Source organism: Streptomyces sp. NPDC044984 (genome assembly GCF_040646935.1).
Taxonomy (GTDB): domain Bacteria; phylum Actinomycetota; class Actinomycetes; order Streptomycetales; family Streptomycetaceae; genus Streptomyces.
The window spans coordinates 379226-397522 of sequence record NZ_JBEZBE010000002.1; the positions used below are offsets into that span (position 1 = coordinate 379226).

An 18297-nucleotide genomic window follows, 5' to 3' on the forward strand; every position below is an offset into this window, starting at 1 on the left:
CGGCCGGGGCGAGGGGGTGCGCCCCGGCCGGGTGGACTCACTTCTCCAGGCAGAACTCGTCGATCGGGTAGCCGACGTGACGGTCTTCCACCGGCAGGTAGCCGAGCACCTTGTCGCCGGGCTTGAGTTCGGTGCTGTTGAGCACCGAACCTCCCGGCCCGAGGACCCGGACGTGCCAGTCGTCCTGGAGGATCAGGTTGGCGGTGCGCCCGTCGGGCCCGATGGCGTCGATGGACAGCAGCGGACGGGACTCGATCTTGACGCGGCCCACGGTCACCAGCCGGGTCCGGCCGTGGATGTCCACCGCGGTGACCTTGCTGCCCGACTTCAGCTCGCTCAGGTAACTGGTGCGCCGGTCCTTGGCGAGCGTGTACGAGTGGATCGCCCCGGCGTTGACGCGGAACGGCCGGGTGGGCATGTACGGCAGGGGGTGGGTCTCGCTGACGCAGAGGATCATGCCCTTGGAGTGCGAGCCGACGAGGATGCCCTCGTCCTCGCGGAAATACGTGGCGGTGTCCACGCAGGCCCGCTCGCCCATGCCCACGTGGGCCGTCGCCGTGATCTCGAGCTCGACGAGGGTCAGATCGGGTATGTCGACCTCGGCCGCCTGCCTCAGCGCCGTGGCGTCGCCCACCCGGGCCGGGGCCATGAGCACCCCGTCCGAGCCCAGCTCCAGCACACCGAAGATGATCTCGGCTTCCTCGACGTCCTGCGCGACCGTGATCAGGCTGCCCTTCGCCCCGGCCGCCGCGGCGATCACGATCTCCAGCGGGATCTTCGTGGGATCGCGGAAGAACAGCAGGCTCCACTTGTCCGTGCGGCCGGACCGGCAGGCGTCCTCCAGGGTCTCGGCGTCCTTGATCTCCACGTACCGCCCGAACTCGACGTCCGGGTGACGTCCGGCCAGCTCGGCGGGGTCCCCGTGCTTGGCCGGATCGACGATGACCACGTCCGCGGCACCGAAGTCCTCCGGCAGCGGCCGGTCCTGGGGGAACAGGATCTTCTTCACGGTCGGCGGCAGATGCTCCAGGTCCTCGGGGGCCGCGGCGAGGATGCCGTCGACGCGCGCGTGAATCGCTTCTTGGAGGATGGCGTCCTTCGCGGAGCCGACGTTGCGGATGTCGATCCAGCTGAGCTTCACATCACACCTGCCATGTGTCGGGAAGGGAGGGAATCGGGGGTTCCGGCCGGGCCGTGCACGATGTCGGCGAGTTCGCGGACCACACGACCCGGAGTGCGGGAGGAGAAGACGCGCCGCCCCACGGCGAGGCCGCGGCAACCGACGGCCAGCGCGGTGCGGGCGAATTCGGCCAGGCTCTGCCCGTCGGCGGCGCCACCCGCCACCAGGATCGGCACGGGTGAGGCGGCGACGGCCTCGGCCATGCGTTCCGCCGGTCCCGCGAAGACCGTCTTGACCACGTCGGCGCCGAGGTCGGCGGCGATGTTGGCCACGTGTGCCACCTGCTCGGGGGAGGCGGGTCCGGTCAGTCTCGGGCCGCGCGGGTAGACCATGGCGAGCAGGGGCACGCTCCACCGGTCGCACGCCGCCGCGACCGTGCCCAGGTCCGCGAGTTGCGCGGACTCGGTGTCGGCTCCGATGTTCACATGGACGCTGACCGCGTCCGCTCCCAGCCGGACCGCCTCCTCGACGTCCCCGACCAGGACCTTGGCGTTGCTGTCGGGGCCGAGCGCGGTACTGGCGCTGAGGTGGACGACCAACGAGCAGGTGGTGAACATCTCGGGATCGATCAGCCGGGCCCGGCCCTTGTGCACGACGATGCCGTCCGCTCCGCCGTCCACGATGTCGCGTATCAGACCGCCGAAGCCCGCGGCCGTGGCGACGGGGCCGTCGGACACCGAGTGGTCCAGGGGGACGAGAAGAAGTCGTCCGTCGTCATGACCGGACAGCCTGGCCAGACGTAATGCTCTACCGGTTAATGGTGCGCGCGCCATCGGGTGCTCCTTCTGCCGGCTGGTTTGGAACAGGCGGAGGTTGGTTTCGGCGGGGCGCTTGCAGCGTCACAGAGGGCGTTCAAGAAACAGTCGAAGGAATCGTTGAATTACAGCTCGGGATTCCGAGGCGGACGCTTCGCACCGTTCGAACCGCAGGTCACACGGCTGTCTGTGCAACCGAGGAAGTTCCTCGGTTGCACAGGCGAGAAGCAGCTTGCGCAAATGCTTCATATGTTTACAGCCAGGTCGGCCGAAACCGATCCGGGTAAGCGGAGGGGGGCTGTTACCTTTGGATCGCTCAGTCAATCCATGTGGCCGAATTACTGGCAACAGGTGACCGGATTCGAGTGATGGGGGACAGATGCACCAAACGAACTATGCGGCCGACCTCTGCCTCGACTTTCACATCGCACGCGAGGCCCCCCGGGCAGAGAGCGCTCCACCCCGTGTGCAGGCCAGGGTTCTGGGTGCCCTGCACATCGGTGTCGAGGGGGCGGTCGAAGCCGTCGCGGTCGCACCGAAGATACGAACGGTCCTGGCCATGTTGCTGGTCCATACCGACCAGGTGGTCCCGGTCCAGGGCCTGGTGCGGGAGCTGTGGCAGGAGAACCCGCCCGTGACGGGTCTGCGCACCCTGCAGACGTACATCCTGAACTGCCGAAAACTGCTGGCCCGGGTCATCGGGCACTCCGCCGCCCGGATCTCCCAGGAGGTACTGGTGACCGGATCCGGTGGTTACTGCCTGAAAGGCGACCAGCTCCAGCTCGACTGGCTGGAGTTCCAGCGGCTGACGATGCTCGGCCGTAGAGCGCTGAGCGAGGGGAAGACGCTCGAGGGCATCGGACTGCTGGACGCCGCCCTGGAGTTGTGGCGGGGAGACGCGCTGGCGGACGCGCCGGCCGGTCGCGTACTCGACTCCAAGCGGAGGCTGTTTGAGGAATCCAGACTCGACGCCATAGCGATACGGGCCGAGGCCCAGATCAAGGCCGGTCTGCACCAGCAGGCCATCACCCAGCTCGCCGCCGTCACCCGGGAGCACCCGCTCCACGAGGCCCTGCACCACCAGTACGTACGGGCGCTCGCGCTCGGTGGCCGGCGGGCCGAGGCCCTGGAGGTCCTGCGCGGTCTGCGGGTGCGTCTCGTGGAGGAGATCGGAATCGAACCCGGAGCCCCGCTCCAGGACCTTCAACTGGCCATCCTGAACTCGGACGCCCTCGCCGTCTGAGACCGGCTCCGCCCGCGGGGACCCTTGAGAGCACCGAGCACCCGCACCGGTGAACCGGCGCACCGGTGGCGGCTTGCGGTCCCGGGAACGGTCGTTCCCGGGACCGCAAGCCGCCGTCGGCCGTCCGACGGGTCCTATACGGCGGGGGCGGCGCTCCACGGAGGCGCCTGGGGGAACGACGGGGTGGGCGCGGACGCCTTGACCAGGGTGGCCAGTTCCTGCCAGACCTCCGCGCAGGCCGTGGCCATCGCGGAGATCGACTCCGCGCAGTGCGCCGGCACCGCCGCGGCGATGTGCCGGTGGTCCGCGGCCATGTGGACCTCCATCATCCGCAGCAGCAGACGCCCGGTCTCGGTCATCCGCAGGGACGGATCCCGGCACAGGCTGCGGAACATCGCCTCACGGGCCTCGGCCGACAGGGACGCCGTGTCCCGGTGGACGACCAGGCGCGGCGGGGCGGGCCGCGACGCGGGCACGGCCGCGGGAGTGGCCTGCGCCGGCTGCGGTCTGGACGGCACGGGGTCCTCTCCGCGCCGCAGTCTGTCGCGCACGTCACGGACCGTTCCCGGCGCGATGCCCGCCCTCTTGGCGATGCTGCGCAGTGACGCGGACGGATCCTCGGCGATGAGCCGGGCCGCGATCCTGCGTCCCTCGGCGCTGCTGAGCGGACGGACCCGGCCGTCCTTGCCGATGCGGCCCGTCCGACCCGCGTCACCCTGGACCTTGAGGCGTTGGGCGGCGACCGTCTTGGCCGACAGGCCGGCGATGGAGGCGATGGCGCGGTCGGACCACTCCGGGTGCGTGCGGAGGATGCGGATCGCGGCAGTGGTGCGCTCGGCCGCGGACAGCGGCAGCCCGTGTCTGACGTTGGCCTCGACCGCGAGGATGAACGCGTCCTCCGCCGGCCCGTCGAAGAACCGCACCTGGATCTCGTGCCTGCCGCGCCACCGGGCGGCCAGCAGTCGGTGTACGCCGTCGATGACCCGCATGGACGGACGGTGCACGGTGATCGGCGGCAGCGGCGCCTCCGATTCGGCGAGCAGACGGACGTGTTCATGGTCCTCGCCCCCGCAGCGAGGGGAGTCGGCCAGCAGCAGGCGGGCGATCGGTACTACTTCCACGGCGGACAGTTCGGAGCCGAACACGGGCACGAGGCACTCGTCGGGGCTCATTGCTCGGTGTACCTCCGGGAACATGCGGTAAGGGGGCGGCGCGGGCGGGAGGAGGGGCGGGCTATCCCGTCCCGGCCAGCCACTGCCGTACCGACCCCATGGCCGCTCCCGAGCTGTCGGCCTCGATGTCCCGGGCGAGGTCGGCGATCGTGACGCCCTCGAGCGCCGCCCGCCACGCGGAGTCGGCGGCGGCCATGGCCCGCGACACGGCACAGGGCGTGCGGCACTTCTCGGGCTCCAGGGCGAGCGGGCCCTGTCTGCGGATCTCCGTGCAGCGGAACGCCGGTTCGGGGCCGTCGATCGCCAGGACGACGTCCAGGACGGTGATCCGGTCCGGGGACCGGGTGAGCACGTACCCGCCGGTCGGCCCCGGCGTGGAGCGCAGGATGCCGCTCTGGGAGAGCGACTGCAGGTGTTTGGCGAGGTAGGCCGGCGGGATGCCGTGCAGCTTCGCGATCCGCCCGGCCGGCACGGGGGCCTGGCTCTGAGTGAGCGAGACACAGCAGTGCAGCGCCCACTCGACTCCATTGGACAGCTTCATGACGCCAGACTAGCAGTCTCGGATGTTGACTGTCCGAGATCCTGGTATAAACAAGGACGGCACATATCCGAGATAGACGAAGGTGCAGGTCATGAGCGAGACTGAAGATCGTTTATCCTCCGCGTCACCCGCCGCCGCGGCACCGGGTCACCGCTCGGAAGACGCCGCCGCGACCTCCGGCCAGGAGCGCGCCGCCCTCGGGTTCGCCGCCGTGGCCCTGTTCGTGGCGGCGGCCAACCTCCGTCCCGCGATCGCCGCGGTCTCCCCCCTGGTGGACCGCATCCGCGCGGACCTCGACCTGTCGGCGACCGCGGTGTCCCTGCTGACGACCATCCCGACCCTGGCCATGGGCCTGTGCGCTCCGCTGGCCGCGTCGGTGGGCCGCCGGTGGGGACTGCAGCGAGGTGTGCTGATCGGCCTGGCCGTCGTCGCCGTGGCCACCGCGGCCCGGGGACTGGGCGGGACCACCTGGCTCCAGCTGTGCTGTGCCGCCGTCGTGGGCGCCGGCATCGCGATCGCCCAGACGCTGCTGCCGGCCGTCGTGAAGACCCGCTTCGCCGACCGCGCCGGCCTGGTGACCGGGATCTACACGGCGGGGCTCGGACTGGGCGGCGCGGTGGCGGCCGGGGTCAGCGCCCCCCTGGCCGACGCGGTCGACTCCTGGCCCGTGGCCCTGGCGTCATGGGCTCTCCTCGCCGTCGCCGGCATCGTGCTCTGGTCGGCGGCGAAGGGGCAACTGCGCCTCGCCCACATCGACGGCCCCAAGGGCCCAACCACCACCGGTCTGCCCTGGCGCTCCGGCCTGGCCTGGCGGATCACCGCGATCTCCGCCGGCAACTCCGCCCTGTACTACTGCGAGTTGGCGTGGATCGCGCCGTTGCTGCACGACGACGGCGGACTGAGCGAGGCCCGGGCCGGCTTCGTGCTGACGGTGATGATCTCCATCCAGGTCGTCGCGATGCTGGGCGTTCCCGCCCTGCTCGGCGAGCGCGACGACAAGCGCTTCGGACTGGCGGTGACGACGGCGCTGACCGCCGTGGGATTCCTGGGCTTCGCCTTCAGCCCGGGCACCGGCACCTGGCTCTGGGTCCTCGCCATGGGCATCGGACACGGCGGACTGTTCACGCTGGTGCTGACCCTGCCCGTCTCGGCGAGCCGGGACGCCGCCCAGGCCGGGCGGTTCGCCGCGATGGCGTTCTTCGTCGGGTACGCGTGTGCGGCCGTCGGACCGGTCATCGTGGGGGGTCTGCGCGACGCCACCGGTGACTACCGCCTCGGCTTCGGCCTCCTCACCGCCGTCACCCTGCTCATGCTCGCCCCCATCGCCCGGCTCTCACCGCGCCGGATCGAGGAGGACCAGCGCGTGTAGGCGCTCCGCCACGGGCCGGCGACGGACCGCGGCCCGGTGAGCCGCCCGCCACGGCGGGCCGCCGGACGGCCGAACGGACCGTCCGGACAACGGACCGGCAGGAGTCCACCCAATCCCCCGGGGTGGGCTCCTGCCTCTTTTCCCGCACGTGCCCATGGCATTGAGCACTCCTACTGCTCGGCCTCGACAGGTGTTTGCGACGCTGACGGAAACCCTGCGGTCCGGGCGGCGAACCGGCCCTCACGGCGTCACCCGGACCAACCTCCCCCTGGTCGAGAGGATGCGCATGGCCCCGTCGAAGGCACAGGTAGCCATCGTGGGAGGTGGCGTAGCCGGCCTGGTCACCGCCACACTCCTGCACGGTCACGGCATGGACGTCCGGCTCTTCGAACGGACACCGGTGCTGGGGGCCGTGGGCGCGGGCATCCAGCTCTCCCCCAACGGGGTGCGCGTCCTGCACCGGCTCGGGCTCGCGGACGCCCTCGCCCGGACCGGGGTGCGGGCCGGCGCCATCGAGACCCGGCGGTGGGACGACGGAAGCCCGATCGCCCGGGTGCCGCACGGCACCCTGTGCGACGAACGGTTCGGCGCCCCGTACTACTTGATCCACCGCGCGGATCTGCAGCGCTGTCTGGTGTCCGCCCTGCCCGAGGGCGTCGTCGAACTCGGCAAGGGCTGCACCCGCCTGGTGGAACGGCCCGACGCGGTCGAACTCCACCTCACGGACGGCTCCGTGGCCACCGCCGACCTGGTGATCGGGGCCGACGGCGTGCACTCCGTCGTCCGCGCGGCGGTCGTCGACGACGCGCCGCGGTTCTCGGGCTACTCGGTGCACCGGGGTCTCGTCCCAGCCGAGGTGGTGCCCTCCTTCACCCGCGATCCGCGGGTGGTGTTCTGGCTCGGCCCCGAACGGCACGTCACGTACTACCCCATCGCGGGCGGCGACACGGTCCACTTCAGCGCCGTCGGCGTCAGCCCGGACACCCGCTCCGGTTCCACGTCGGCCCCGGGCGCGGTCGAGGACCTCGACGCGGCGTTCGCCGGCTGGCACGAGGAGGTCCGGCGGGTGGTGACCGCCGCCGCCTCGGTCACCCGGTGGGACCTGTTCGACCGCGACATGGCCGACCGGTACGCCACCGACCGGGTGGTGCTGCTCGGCGACGCCGCACACCCCACCCTCCCTTATCTCTCCCAAGGGGCGAACCAGGCGCTGGAGGACGCCGTGGTCCTCGCGCGCTGCCTCCAGGACGCCCGCCCCGGCGACCTGGCCGGGGCCGTCCGCCGCTACGAGGAGCTCCGCCTGCCCCGCACCGCCGACGTCCACCGGCGCGCCCGCGCCCTGGGCCGGACGTTCCACCTCCCCGACGGCACCCACCAGGAGCGGCGCGACCGTGACATGCGCGCGCGGCAGGACCTGGAGCACCTCGACTGGCTGTACGGCCACGACGCCGCGGCGGCGACCACGGTCCCGGGGCCCGAACGGGCTGCCGGACGGGAGCCCGCGGCCGTACGTCTCACCCCCCGCCCCTGACCTACGAGGAGAACCAGTGCTGCACACGTTGTTGAGCCGGGCCACCCGCGGGAACGGCTTCTACATCGGCGACCTCTTCCATGCCGCCGCGCGCCGCGACGCCACGACACACGTGACGCTGGACCGCCCGCTGCAGTCGGCGCCCGACCGGGGCACCCACTTCACCGTCGGGCAACTGGCCGACTACATAGACGAGTTGGCGGCCCGCTTATGGGCGGCCGGCGTCCGGCCCACCGAACGGGTGGCCCTGTACAAGACCGACAACTTCGACATCGCGCTGCTCGCCTGCGCCACCGCGCGCATCGGCGCCGTACCCGCGCTGCTGTCACCGGCCCTGGACGGCGCGGTGGCGCACGAACTGCTCGTCCGGCTCGAGAAGCCGTGGCTGCTCACCGACGGCGACACCCTGGCGGGCAAGCTGCGCGACGTGCCCCTGGCCGACGACGTGCGCGAGATCCTGCTGTCCGCCGGTACGGCACCCTCGGGCCCCGTCACGGAAACCTCCGGGCGGACCATCGAACCGACCGCGCTCGCCGAGTACGCGGACGCCCCCAGGCGCGAGCCGGTGTTCCTCCACCCGCGTCAGCCGTCACTGATCACGCACAGCTCCGGTACGACCGGCGTCCCGAAGCTGGCCGTGCACTGCCCCGAGGCCGGCTGGCACCGGCTCGTGCCGCAGCGGCTGGTCTCCTGGCCCATCCGGGGCAAGGAGACGGCCGCGCTGTGCATGACGTTCGTGCACTCCCGCTTCTACCAGGGGATCGCCATGTTCCTCAGCCACGGCAACCCGCTGGTGATCGCCGTGGATCCGCACCCGGACCGCATCGGCCCGCTGTTCGTCCGCACCCGCCCCGGTTACATCGAGACCCACCCCAACACGTACGTCGACTGGGAGGAACTCGACGACGCGCCCGGCGCTCCCCTGTCCAGCGTCCGCGTCTTCGGCGCCACGTTCGACGCGATGCACCCGCGCACCATCCAGCGGATGCTCGCCGCCTCACGGCACAAGCGGCCGGTCTTCGTCCAGTTCTACGGGCAGTCGGAGATCGGTCCCATGGCCGGCCGCTGGTACACCCGCCAGACCGCCCACAAGGCCGACGGCCGCTGCGTCGGGATGCCGCTGCCCGGCTTCATCTCCATGCGCGTCGTCGACGACTCGGGCCGCCGGCTCGGGGCCGGACGGACCGGCCACCTCGAAGTGCGCAGCCGCACCCGGATCCTCACCTACCTGGGCGAGGACGAACGGTTCCGGAGCGAACTGCGCGACGGCTGGTGGCGGGTCGGTGACATGGGCTACCTCAGCCGCTGGGGCCTGCTGCACCTGATCGACCGCGAGGTGGACCGGATCGAGGCCGTGGACAGCAACCTCGCGGTCGAGGACCTCCTGATGGGCCGTCTCGAAGAACTGCGGGAAGTGGTGATAGTGGCGGGCCCGCAGGGCGAGCCGGTCCCGGTCGTGGCCACCCGGGGCGAGGCGCCCCTCGACGAGAAGCGGTGGCGGCGGGCGACCTTCGACCTGCCTCCGATGAGCGACTTCCGCCAACTCCGGTTCGACGACCTGCCGCGCACCTCGACCCGGAAGGTACAGCGCTCCGAACTCGCCCGGTTGATACGGGAAGAGCACCCGCCGCCCGGCGGGCCGCACACGGCGTCGGACACCACGATGGGGGCATGACCATGAAGGAAACGGCAGGGCGTCACCTGTTCGAGCTCATGGCCGGGTTCTGGAAGACCCAGGCCGTCTACCTCGCCGTCGAGTCGGGCACCGTCGACGCCATCGCGGCGGCGGGCCGTGCCTCGACCGTCGACCTGTCCATCGAGACCCGGACCGACGCCGACGCGCTGGGGCGGCTCCTGCTGTTCCTGGAGAGCCTCGGAGTGGTCGAGGGCGACGAGGCCGGCGGCTGGGCGCTGACCGAGGTCGGTGAACTGCTGCGCACCGACACCCGCGACTCGATGCGCGACCACGTGCGCATCTACGGCTCGCACTTCTACCCGGCCTGGGGCGCGCTCTCCCACTCGCTGCGCACCGGGCGCTCGGCGTTCGCACACGTCTACGGCTCCGACCTGTTCTCGTACCTGCACAAGAACCCCGAGGTCTCGCTGACCTACGAGCGGGCCATGGTGGCGGGCACACCCTTCTTCGCCGAGGTCAGCAGCGCCTACGACTTCTCCGGGGCGCGGCGGATCGTGGACGTCGCGGGCGGCCACGGAGCGCTCCTCAACGAGATCCTGAACGCCAACCCGGGCCCGCGCGCCGTCCTGTTCGACGCCCCGCACGTGATCGAGGAGAGCAAGGACCGCCCGATCGCCACGGACCACGCGGACCGGTGCGAACGGATCGCCGGGAACTTCTTCGAGTCGGTCCCGTCCGACGGCGACGTCTACCTCCTCTCCCGCATCCTGCACTGCTTCGACGACGAGGCGTGCCATCGGATCCTCACCAACTGCCGTCGCGCGATGGCCCCCGGCGGCAAGCTGGTCATCCTGGAACGCGTACTGGTCCGGGGCACCGGCTCCTCACTGTCCCAGGGTTACAACATGCACATGCTGGTGGTCCTCGGGGGTGGCCGGGAGCGGGACGAGACGCAGTACCGCACCCTCCTCGACAAGGCCGGCTTCACGGTGGAATCCCTCCACGGCCTTCCCCTGGAGACGCATCTGCTGGTCGCGGCACCGAGCTGACCCGCCCGGGGGCACCCGGCTCACCGGCCGTCCGGGCGCTGTGGTGGAAGGGTCCCGAGGGCCGCGCGAGCACGGTCGTGTGCCCGGTCCCCGTCGGGGGCCGCCAGGGCGCGGCGGTACCAGTGGCGCGCCTCGTGCCAGTTCCGTTCGGCGGAGGCGACATCGCCGAGCAGGGCCAACACCATTGAGGTCAGGACGGGTTCCGCGGGGAGCGGGGGGCGGGCTTCGGGCACGGGGTCGCTTTCCGGCTCGCTCACGGGCTCCTCCCTTCCCCCGGGCCTCGTCCGTGGGACGAGGCCGGCTCACCGATGGCGCAGTCTAGGTCCGGGCGGCCCCGTCCCACAGGCGAATGCGCCTGCCGGCCGGAACTTCGGCGCTACGCTGCCTGAGGCAGCGGTGTGGACAGGGAAGCGGGGCGGGGATGACGGCTGCGGACGACACGTCCTCACAGGGGCGTGCCCGCCGGGTACTGCGCGACGCGCTCGCGGGAGGCGACGCCCTCGCGGCGCTCGGCGCCTCGCTCCGGTGGGCCGCGGAGGTGCTGGCGGAGAGACGGGACGGCGACGGTGTCGCCGCGCTCGAGGGGGTGTTCGACCTGTACGACGCGCTGGAGGAGGTTCCGGCGCTGGCCGCCGAGGCTCCCCTCCTGGTGGCGGCCGCCCGGCCCGGGGAGCGGCCGGCGGAGCAGCTGGACAAGCGGCTCGCCGAGCTCACCGCGCTCCACGAACGGCTGCGGGCCGACCGGACGGCACTGGAGCGGCTCGCCGGCGCCGAGGACGAGCTGCGCCGACGCCTCGCGGAGCACGCGGAGTTGCGGGACCGCGTCGCGGAACTGCGCCGCCTCGAAAGGCTGGTGGACACGCTGGACGCGCTGCGCGGACAGCAGCAGGTGGTGGACGAGCGTCTGGAGGCGCTGCGCTCCCGGGACACTTCCGCCGAGCGGACGCTGACCGCGGACTGCGGCGCACTGGTGCGGCTCAGCGAGGACCAGCTGGACGCGCTCGCCCCGCGGACCCGGGAGGCGCTGCGCCAGGCCGAGGAGAGCGGCGAGCGGCTCGCCGTGGAGGAGCGGGAGCTGGCCCGGGTCACCTCCGAGCTGGACGAGCGGAGTCGGCGCCTCGAGGCGGTCCGCGCCGCGCTCGGGGAACGGGTTCCCCAGTTGGAGCGTTACGCGCGGGCGGACCGGGAGCTGGCGGAGGCGCTGTCCGCGTGGGGACAGGCCGACGGCGACGGCAGCGGCGGCGGCGCGCACGGGGACCGGCTCGTCGAGACCGGTACGGCACTCGAGCGCGCGCGGCTCACCGCCGCCGACGTGGAGCGACGCCTCGGCGAGATCGACCGGGTGCTGCGGGAGGCGCTGGATTAGGGGGGCGGGACGTCGTCGGCGGTGAACGTGGAGGGGTCGGCGGCGGTGGGGCCCGCCAGGAGGCGGCCGGCGAGGCGGGACTCCATGGCGGCGAGCAGGCCGCGTACCTCGCGGGCGCTGCCGAACCCGGCGGGATCGGCGTGCCGTCGGACGTCGAACCACTGCCCGGCCCGTTCCGCGGCCTCCGGCGTGAGGAGGTAGCCGTCGGCCGCGGCGCTCCGGCGCAGCACCTCGACCAGTTCCTCGGCGCCGTACGGCGGGAACTCCACGCTCAGTGTGAAGCGGGAGGCGAGACCGCTGTTGCTGCGCACGAACGCGTCCATTTCGCGCGGATAACCCGCGGCGATCACCGTGAGCCGGTCGTTCCAGTTCTCCATCTCGCTGACCAGGGTGTCGACGGCCTCCTTGCCGAAGTCGGCGCCGTGGATGCCGGCGCCGGCCGTCAGGCTGTACGCCTCGTCGATGAAGAGCACGCCGTCGAGGGCCGCGTGCACGGCCTCGCGGACCCTGGGCGCGGTCTGGCCGACGTACTCGGCGACCAGGTCGGCGCGCGTGGTCTCGACCACATGGCCCTTGCGCAGCACTCCGAGCTTGCGGAACATCTCGCCGACGGCCCGCGCCACGGTCGTCTTGCCGGTGCCGGGCGGCCCCGTGAACAGCAGGTTCGGGGGCGCGGGCAGGCTTCTGCCGCGGGCCTGGCGGAGCCGGATGCGGTTGGCGAGGTCGGTGAGCGTCCGGCGCACCGGGGCGAGGCCCACCATGTCGTCCAGCTCGGACAGCAGGGCGGCGTCGTCGGGCGCGGGCCGGGGCAGCAGGGCGCGGTAGCCCTCCGGCAGGTCTTCGGCGGTGAGCGGCTGCCCGATGTCCTCGCCGACCCGGACGGCCCACTCGGTGAAGATCTCCTCGCTGAGGTTGCGCATGGTGCCGGCGTTGCCGAAGTCGGGGCCGCGCGTGGCGTGCAGTTCGGTGACGACCTGCAGCAGCCGGTCGGCCAGCGTCCCGTCCCAGCGCAGGCCGCGTGCCGCCAGGTACCGCAGCAGGATGCGGTGCAGCACGTCCGGCGGGTAGTCGGGAAAGACGATGCGCTCGCCGAACCGGCGGTGGAGGCCGTCGTCGGAGGCGAGGAACTCGTCGACCTTGTCGGGGTACCCGGCCGCGATCACCACGAACCGGTCCCGGTCGTTCTCCAGCCTGGCGAGCAGGACCTTCAGGGCGTCCCGGTCGAAGCTGCCGTTCTCACTGCTCAGGCCGTGCACCTCGTCGAGGAACAGCACCCCGTCCACGGCTTCGTCCAGCACGGCGTGGGCGCGGGACGAGGTCTGTCCGACGTACCCCGCGATCAGGTCGTCGAGCCGGGTCTCCACCGTGTGGCCGCGGCTCAGCACGCCGAGTTCCCGGTACATCTCGCCGACGAGCCGGGCCACCATGGTCTTCCCGGTACCGGGTGGGCCGGCGAACAGCAGGTGGGGGGAGGCCGGTTCGGCGTTCTCGCCGAACCCCTGCCCGCGCAGCAGCGCTTCCGCCGCCACCCGCCTGCGCAGCCGTTTCAGGTGTTCCTTCACCGGTTCCAGGCCCACCAGGTCTTCCAGCTGCTTCTCGGCCGGGCGCGTGTCCCGGCCCGAGCGCGGCAGCCAGCCCCGCTCGGTCAGCTCGCCGCCGCTGAGCGGGGTGTCGCCGAGGGACAGCAGGTTGCTGCGCCAGTTCTTCACGGTGAGCGGCTGGGCGGCCATCGCCCGTACGACGCTGTCCAGTTCGCGCCAGTCACCGATGCGCAGACCGTCGCGCAGGCGCATGCGCTGGACGAGGCGGTGCAGTTCGGCCTCGTCCGGGAAGCCGACGCGGACGGAGGGCGTGGCCTGCCGGCACAGCCGGGCGGCCAGGCCGGGGTAACCGTGCAGCGATTCGACGTACTCCACACAGGCGTCGAACGTCGGGCGCGCGAAGACCAGGACGACCGGGTGGTCGTAGTCGCCGTGCCGGGCCCAGTCGCTGAAGAAGGTGTTCAGGGGGCGGGTGGCGTCGGTGTGCCGCAGGGTGCTCTCCGCCTCGGTGAACACCACGGCCGCACGGCGCGGCGGATCGGTCAGATATCCCGTCAGGGTCATGACGGTGAAGGGGTCGGAGAGGGCGCGCGGCGGTCCGGGCTCGGCGGGCGAGCCGGTCCCCTCCGCGGCGGAGGAGGCGTTCCGCACCCCGGCGGGCGCGGGGTTCGGCTCCGGTGCGGGCGGGCGGACCACCACCCGGCCGAGCGGGCCGCGCAGCCTGGGGTGGCGCATGAGCCCGGGTCCCGCCGAGCCCGCCGGTCCCGTCGGTGTGCGCGGCGGCGCGTCGGCCGGGGCGCGGCCGGACGGCCGGGACCGCGCCTCGGACTCCGGGTCCAGGAAGTACAGGGGCCGGCGCTGGGAGCTGTAGGCCACATACGCGCAGGACCGGGCGCGCAGCAGGTGCCACAGCACCGCGTCCAGGTTCCTCTCCCGGTAGTCGGCGCCGACGAAGGTGTCGTCCACGCCGGGCCCGTACACCACGGTGAACGGCTCGCCGACGCCCAGCCGCAGGTCGGCGAAGCGGGAGCCGAGCCGACCGGTCACGAGACGCCGTCGGCCGGGCGCTTGCGCAGCGGGGCGGCCGCCGGCTTGCGGAACCGGTCCAGATCGACGGCCGTCGGGTCCGGGACGCCGGGTTCGCTCTCCAGGGCCCCGGTCGGGTGCCCGTCGTCCGCGAGCGCGTGCCGTACCGCCTCGGCGCGGTCCCGGAGTTCACGTTCCGAGGCCGTGTCGTAGTCGTAGGAGAGGACCCGCAGGACCTGCCCCGTCTCCCCCTCCGGCGCGGGCAGGACCTGCACCACGATCTTGTTGCCGTTCGCGTGCTCGAGGACGGCGTGGTACGAGCGGCGTTCGTCCTCGTCCTCGTACTCGCCGTCCGTCAGCTCGTAGGCGCCGATCCGGGAGAGGGTCCCGGCCACCGAGTCGGCGAGGTTCACACGGAGCTGTGAGGCGAGCAGCCGCATGCCGGCCCGGTCCACGACCTCGCCGAGCCGCTGCTCCAGCTCCGCCGCCTCGGCGGCCAGTTCGCGCTGCTCGGCGACGGTCGTCGCGTCGTCCCTCGCCCGGGAGAGCCGCTCGGCCACCTGACCCCGCAGCTCTTCGAGCTCGCCCTCCGACCAGTGGTCCACATCGAGCTCGGCCCCCTGCAGCGGCCGGCCGTCGGGGCCCGTCACCGGCCTGACCCCGTTCTGCGTGCACAGGGTCTCGACCAGGACCAGGGCGTCGGTGGCGGCGCCCTGGGCGAGCCGCCGCTCCAGCTCCCGGTGCTCGATGTCGAGGCGCAGTTCGCCGAGGTCCAGGTAGGCGCGCTGCGCGAGGGGGAGCGCGGCCTCGTGATGGCCGGCGTCGCTGTTCCGCCGGGCGGTGTCGAGGTCCAGGCGGAGCCGGTCGAGCCTGCCGGGAGCGTGCCGTTCGTGCGGCAGAGCGGCGACGAGGTCGGCCATCGTGGCGCCGTCGGCGAGCCAGTCCCGGACGGCGGCCGCGGCACGCTCGCGGTTCCCGGCGAGCTCGTCGACGCGTTCGGTCAGGCCGGCGATGTCGCGGCGGCGCTGTTCGCGTTCGGCGGCGAGCTGCCCTTCCAGGGCCGCGCGCTGCTCCGCGAGCCTGGTACGGGTGTCGCGTTCGAGGCGCTCCGCGGTGCCGCGCAGCTCCTGGCGCAGGCGCTCGGACTGCTCGCGCAGCCTGCGCTCCGTGTCCCGTTCGAGTCGCCGGGTGTGGGCCGTCAGACCGGAGAGCGCCTCTTCCGTCCTGCGGGCGCGCTCCTCCAACTGGGCGCGGGTGCGGGCCTGGTCGGCCTCGGTCCGCCGCCGGACCTCGTCGAGGAGCCGGGGAACGTCGCGCCGGACCTGTTTGAGGTTCTGGGCCGCCCGCTGAGCCCGGTACCACTCGGTCTCGTCCACCAGGATGCGCTTCTTGCCGCTCATGATCAGTCGTCCTCACCTGTTCGGTCGGCGGTGGTCCGCGCCCGGGTGGTGCCGGGCGCCGCGTCGGGTGTTCCGGGGAGGCGCAGCCGCGAACGGGCCTCCTCCACGGCGGAGTCGAAGGCCGCGAGCAGCCCGGGAGGCGGGACCCCGACCAGCAGGGCGGTGGTCCCGTCGACGGTTATCTCGGCGGTACGCGGCCCGCCCGTGAAGTCGTGTCCGCATCCGGCGAGCCGGGGCGTGAGGTGGTGGACGCGCTGGTTGCTGCTTCCCCGCAGCCCCTTGCCGTCGTCGAGGCCGGCGACGTACCGGCCGTCGATCAGCACGTCCAGGAGGCCGAGCAGTTCGGTGACGCCCGGTACGGGCGGGCGGGCACGCAGCCGTTCCAGGCGGTAGCCGGTGAAGCAGACCACCGAGAGGTCGCGACGGCCGCGGGCCGCGCGGACCAGCGCGGCGAGCCCGTCGGCCTGGGCCATCGGCTCGCCCCCGGAGAGCGTCAGACCCGTCACGCCGGGATCGGCGAGCAACTCGTCGGCCAGCTCGGCGGGCTCCACGTGGCGGGCGGGGCGGTCCGGGATCCACTCCGGGGCCAGGCAGCCCGCGCAGCGGAAGGGGCAGCCCTGCACCCACACCACCGACCGTCGCCCCGGGCCCAGGGCGTGGGTGCCGACCCGGGTGGCGGCGACGTTGAGGGCGGGGCCGGTCACGGAAGGTCCCGTTCCGAGGGCGCGGGCCTCTCGCGCTGCGCGGGCGGTCGCGGCGGGGAGCCGCCCCAGGGGCCGTCCCCGTGGTGCGGGAGTGAACCGGGCCGCGGGATCGGCATGGGGGCGGGTACTCCGCCGGCTTCCGGTGCGGCGGCCGCGGGCGGCCCGTCGCGGTCCGCCCGGTAGGCGAAGCGGATGCCGTTGACCACTACCGCGTCGCCCGGCCGGCACACGGCGTCCGCGCTCCGTGCCGGGGTGCCGTCCGGGCTGTAGCTGAGGTGCAGCGCGACCCCGCGACGGCCGTCGTCCGCCCGGAACCGGCGGCCGTGGACGCGGCCCGCGCCGCCGGTCTGCGGCGGTGCGAGCGCCAGCCGCCGTCCGTGCAGGGCGATGTGGTCCTGCGGGCCGTCGCCGGACGCCGGGGACAGGACCAGTACGCCGTTCAGGACCGCCCGGTTGTACCGCGTCCACAGCAGCAGGGCCGCGAGGAGGACCAGCAGCGGAACCCCGATCAGCAGGGGCAGGGTCAGCGCGGAGCCGACCTCCGCCCGCAGCCGCAGGCCCTCGGCCGGTCCCTCCACCGCCTCCGGCACCTCGAACTCCACGTCGTCCAGGGTGGCCGCCCAGGGCGTCGCGACCTCGCCGTGCACGGTCAGGCCGACCTCGGCCTCCCAGGTCCGCCGCACCGGCAGCAGCCCGGCGTCGGGCTCGCCCCGTACCTGGACGTCGAACCGCCGTGCCGCGCCCGGTTCCAGGGACACCCGGTCCGGCAGGCCGGTGACGGTGAGCGGCTGCCCGTCCAGGGTCGCCCCGAGGCCGGTCACGGTCAGCGGCACCCGCTCGGTCGTGGCGGTCAGGGTCAGTGTGGCCGCCGCGCCGCCGTCGTCCAGGTCGAGTGCCCCGGTGGGCGACAGCGTGGCGGTGACGCCCTTGCCCTCGTCCGGTGCGATCAGCCGCGCGGCCTTGCGCGCCCGGACCCGCTCGGCGGCCCGCCCGAGGTATTCGGCGAGGTTCTGTACCGAGTCCGGCCGCAGCTCGGTGGTGTCCGGGACGACGCCGGACAGCTGCGCGGTGCCGGACTCGTCGGTCGCCAACGGCATGGAGTAGGCGGCCAGTTCGTGTCCGTCGGCCAGCTTCTCGGCCCGGCCCCGCAGCGCGTTCCACGCCGTCCCGTCGGACCTGGGGTACGCGGAGCCCTCCGGCGGATCGTGCTTGCCGTCCGTGAACATCACCACCGAGCCGATCTCGGCGGCACCGGGCCGCTCCAGCTCGGCCAGGCCGCGGTCCAGGGCGGCGCCGATGTCGGTCTGCACGCCGGAGGGCCCGGCCCGGCCGGGCAGTTTGCCGATGATGCCCTCCGGGTCGGACGGGTGGCCCAGGTAGACCGCCTCGGCCTTGTCCCCGAAGGTGAACAGGGCGACGTAGTCCCGTGGCGACAGGCCCTTCAGGAACGGCAGCAGCGCCGACCGGACCGACGAGTAGCGCCCCTTGTCCAGCATCGAGCCGGAGACGTCCACCAGGACGACGTAGTCGGCGGGCACCCGGTCCAGGCCGAGCTCGGAGTAGATCTCGCTGCGGCTGGGCGACGACCCGGCCCGCGTCGGGTCGGCGGCGGTACGGGCGGCCGCGGGAGCCGTCCCGGACGCCACGGCGGGCAGGGCCGTGAGCACCAGGGCGGCGAGTCCGGCGGCGGCGCGGTGGACGGCACGGGCGCGCGCTCGTTCCGGCCTCGGGCGTGGCGGCGGCTGGTTCATCGGATGAGAGCTCCTCGGGCGCGGCACTGGTCG

General features: G+C 73.0%; 15 protein-coding genes. 6 read left to right on the forward strand and 9 right to left on the reverse strand.

Features of this window, described 5'->3' with window-relative positions; genetic code table 11:
- Positions 1-37: 37 nt before the first annotated feature.
- Complete coding sequence (locus AB0A94_RS03815) at positions 38-1141, reverse strand: 3-dehydroquinate synthase II family protein (RefSeq protein ID WP_361738332.1); 1104 nt, start codon at positions 1139-1141, stop codon at positions 38-40.
- A complete protein-coding gene (locus AB0A94_RS03820) occupies positions 1138-1953 on the reverse strand; it encodes a 2-amino-3,7-dideoxy-D-threo-hept-6-ulosonate synthase (RefSeq protein ID WP_361738335.1) in 816 nt (271 codons plus the stop codon). Before AB0A94_RS03820 ends, AB0A94_RS03815 begins: the two co-directional genes overlap by 4 nt.
- A gap of 361 nt (positions 1954-2314) precedes the next feature.
- On the opposite strand from AB0A94_RS03820, the gene AB0A94_RS03825 reads away from it, so the two are divergent.
- Entirely contained in the window at positions 2315-3178 is an 864-nt protein-coding gene (locus tag AB0A94_RS03825) for an AfsR/SARP family transcriptional regulator (protein WP_361738338.1), read from the forward strand.
- A gap of 134 nt (positions 3179-3312) precedes the next feature.
- Here the strand turns inward: AB0A94_RS03825 and AB0A94_RS03830 are convergent, their stop codons facing one another.
- Positions 3313-4350 carry a ParB/RepB/Spo0J family partition protein gene (locus AB0A94_RS03830; RefSeq protein ID WP_361738341.1) on the reverse strand — a complete coding sequence of 346 codons (1038 nt, stop codon included), beginning with the start codon at positions 4348-4350 and terminating at the stop codon, positions 3313-3315.
- A 61-nt stretch (positions 4351-4411) separates the two neighbouring features.
- On the reverse strand, positions 4412-4891 hold the full coding sequence (locus tag AB0A94_RS03835) for an Rrf2 family transcriptional regulator (protein ID WP_361738343.1): 480 nt from the start codon (positions 4889-4891) through the stop codon (positions 4412-4414).
- 91 nt (positions 4892-4982) lie between these two features.
- Between AB0A94_RS03835 and AB0A94_RS03840 the strand changes: the two genes are divergently transcribed.
- From AB0A94_RS03840 to AB0A94_RS03855, 4 genes are all read left to right on the forward strand, one after another.
- Positions 4983-6260, forward strand: coding sequence for an MFS transporter (locus AB0A94_RS03840; RefSeq protein WP_361738346.1), 1278 nt, complete (start codon positions 4983-4985; stop codon positions 6258-6260).
- Positions 6261-6546: 286 nt separating this feature from the next.
- Entirely contained in the window at positions 6547-7791 is a 1245-nt protein-coding gene (locus AB0A94_RS03845) for an FAD-dependent monooxygenase (protein ID WP_361738349.1), read from the forward strand.
- A gap of 16 nt (positions 7792-7807) precedes the next feature.
- Positions 7808-9466 (forward strand): AMP-binding protein, encoded by a 1659-nt coding sequence (locus tag AB0A94_RS03850; protein WP_361738352.1) that lies wholly within the window; start codon positions 7808-7810, stop codon positions 9464-9466.
- Positions 9463-10476 carry a methyltransferase gene (locus tag AB0A94_RS03855; RefSeq protein WP_361738355.1) on the forward strand — a complete coding sequence of 338 codons (1014 nt, stop codon included), beginning with the start codon at positions 9463-9465 and terminating at the stop codon, positions 10474-10476. The genes AB0A94_RS03850 and AB0A94_RS03855 overlap by 4 nt, the downstream gene beginning before the upstream one ends.
- Positions 10477-10496: 20 nt before the next feature.
- On the opposite strand, the gene AB0A94_RS03860 is transcribed toward AB0A94_RS03855, so the two are convergent.
- Complete coding sequence (locus tag AB0A94_RS03860; RefSeq protein ID WP_361738358.1) at positions 10497-10733, reverse strand: hypothetical protein; 237 nt, start codon at positions 10731-10733, stop codon at positions 10497-10499.
- A gap of 164 nt (positions 10734-10897) precedes the next feature.
- Here AB0A94_RS03860 and AB0A94_RS03865 point away from each other — a divergent pair, with 164 nt between their 5' ends.
- A complete protein-coding gene (locus AB0A94_RS03865; protein WP_361738361.1) occupies positions 10898-11842 on the forward strand; it encodes a hypothetical protein in 945 nt (314 codons plus the stop codon).
- Here AB0A94_RS03865 and AB0A94_RS03870 read toward each other — a convergent pair.
- The 4 genes from AB0A94_RS03870 to AB0A94_RS03885 are packed head-to-tail and all read right to left on the reverse strand — an operon-like array spanning position 11839 to position 18264.
- A complete protein-coding gene (locus AB0A94_RS03870; RefSeq protein ID WP_361738364.1) occupies positions 11839-14430 on the reverse strand; it encodes an AAA family ATPase in 2592 nt (863 codons plus the stop codon). The two genes, AB0A94_RS03865 and AB0A94_RS03870, sit on opposite strands and share 4 nt — an antisense overlap.
- A complete protein-coding gene (locus AB0A94_RS03875; RefSeq protein WP_361738367.1) occupies positions 14427-15809 on the reverse strand; it encodes a hypothetical protein in 1383 nt (460 codons plus the stop codon). Before AB0A94_RS03875 ends, AB0A94_RS03870 begins: the two co-directional genes overlap by 4 nt.
- Before the next feature lie 2 nt (positions 15810-15811).
- Positions 15812-16513, reverse strand: a complete 702-nt coding sequence (locus tag AB0A94_RS03880; RefSeq protein ID WP_361738370.1) for a 4Fe-4S single cluster domain-containing protein — start codon at positions 16511-16513, stop codon at positions 15812-15814.
- Positions 16510-18264, reverse strand: a complete 1755-nt coding sequence (locus AB0A94_RS03885; protein ID WP_361738373.1) for a vWA domain-containing protein — start codon at positions 18262-18264, stop codon at positions 16510-16512. The genes AB0A94_RS03880 and AB0A94_RS03885 overlap by 4 nt, the downstream gene beginning before the upstream one ends.
- Between the last annotated feature and the right edge of the window lie 33 nt (positions 18265-18297).

Excerpts from the sequence above, each read along its gene's own strand:
- AB0A94_RS03865 (WP_361738361.1), top strand. The coding sequence starts at position 10,898 with ATGACGGCTGCGGACGACACGTCCTCACAGGGGCGTGCCCGCCGGGTA.
- AB0A94_RS03835 (WP_361738343.1), bottom strand. The coding sequence starts at position 4,891 with ATGAAGCTGTCCAATGGAGTCGAGTGGGCGCTGCACTGCTGTGTCTCG.
- AB0A94_RS03825 (WP_361738338.1), top strand. The coding sequence starts at position 2,315 with ATGCACCAAACGAACTATGCGGCCGACCTCTGCCTCGACTTTCACATC.
- AB0A94_RS03855 (WP_361738355.1), top strand. The coding sequence starts at position 9,463 with ATGACCATGAAGGAAACGGCAGGGCGTCACCTGTTCGAGCTCATGGCC.
- AB0A94_RS03840 (WP_361738346.1), top strand. The coding sequence starts at position 4,983 with ATGAGCGAGACTGAAGATCGTTTATCCTCCGCGTCACCCGCCGCCGCG.
- AB0A94_RS03830 (WP_361738341.1), bottom strand. The coding sequence starts at position 4,350 with ATGAGCCCCGACGAGTGCCTCGTGCCCGTGTTCGGCTCCGAACTGTCC.
- AB0A94_RS03845 (WP_361738349.1), top strand. The coding sequence starts at position 6,547 with ATGGCCCCGTCGAAGGCACAGGTAGCCATCGTGGGAGGTGGCGTAGCC.
- AB0A94_RS03820 (WP_361738335.1), bottom strand. The coding sequence starts at position 1,953 with ATGGCGCGCGCACCATTAACCGGTAGAGCATTACGTCTGGCCAGGCTG.
- AB0A94_RS03875 (WP_361738367.1), bottom strand. The coding sequence starts at position 15,809 with ATGAGCGGCAAGAAGCGCATCCTGGTGGACGAGACCGAGTGGTACCGG.
- AB0A94_RS03885 (WP_361738373.1), bottom strand. The coding sequence starts at position 18,264 with ATGAACCAGCCGCCGCCACGCCCGAGGCCGGAACGAGCGCGCGCCCGT.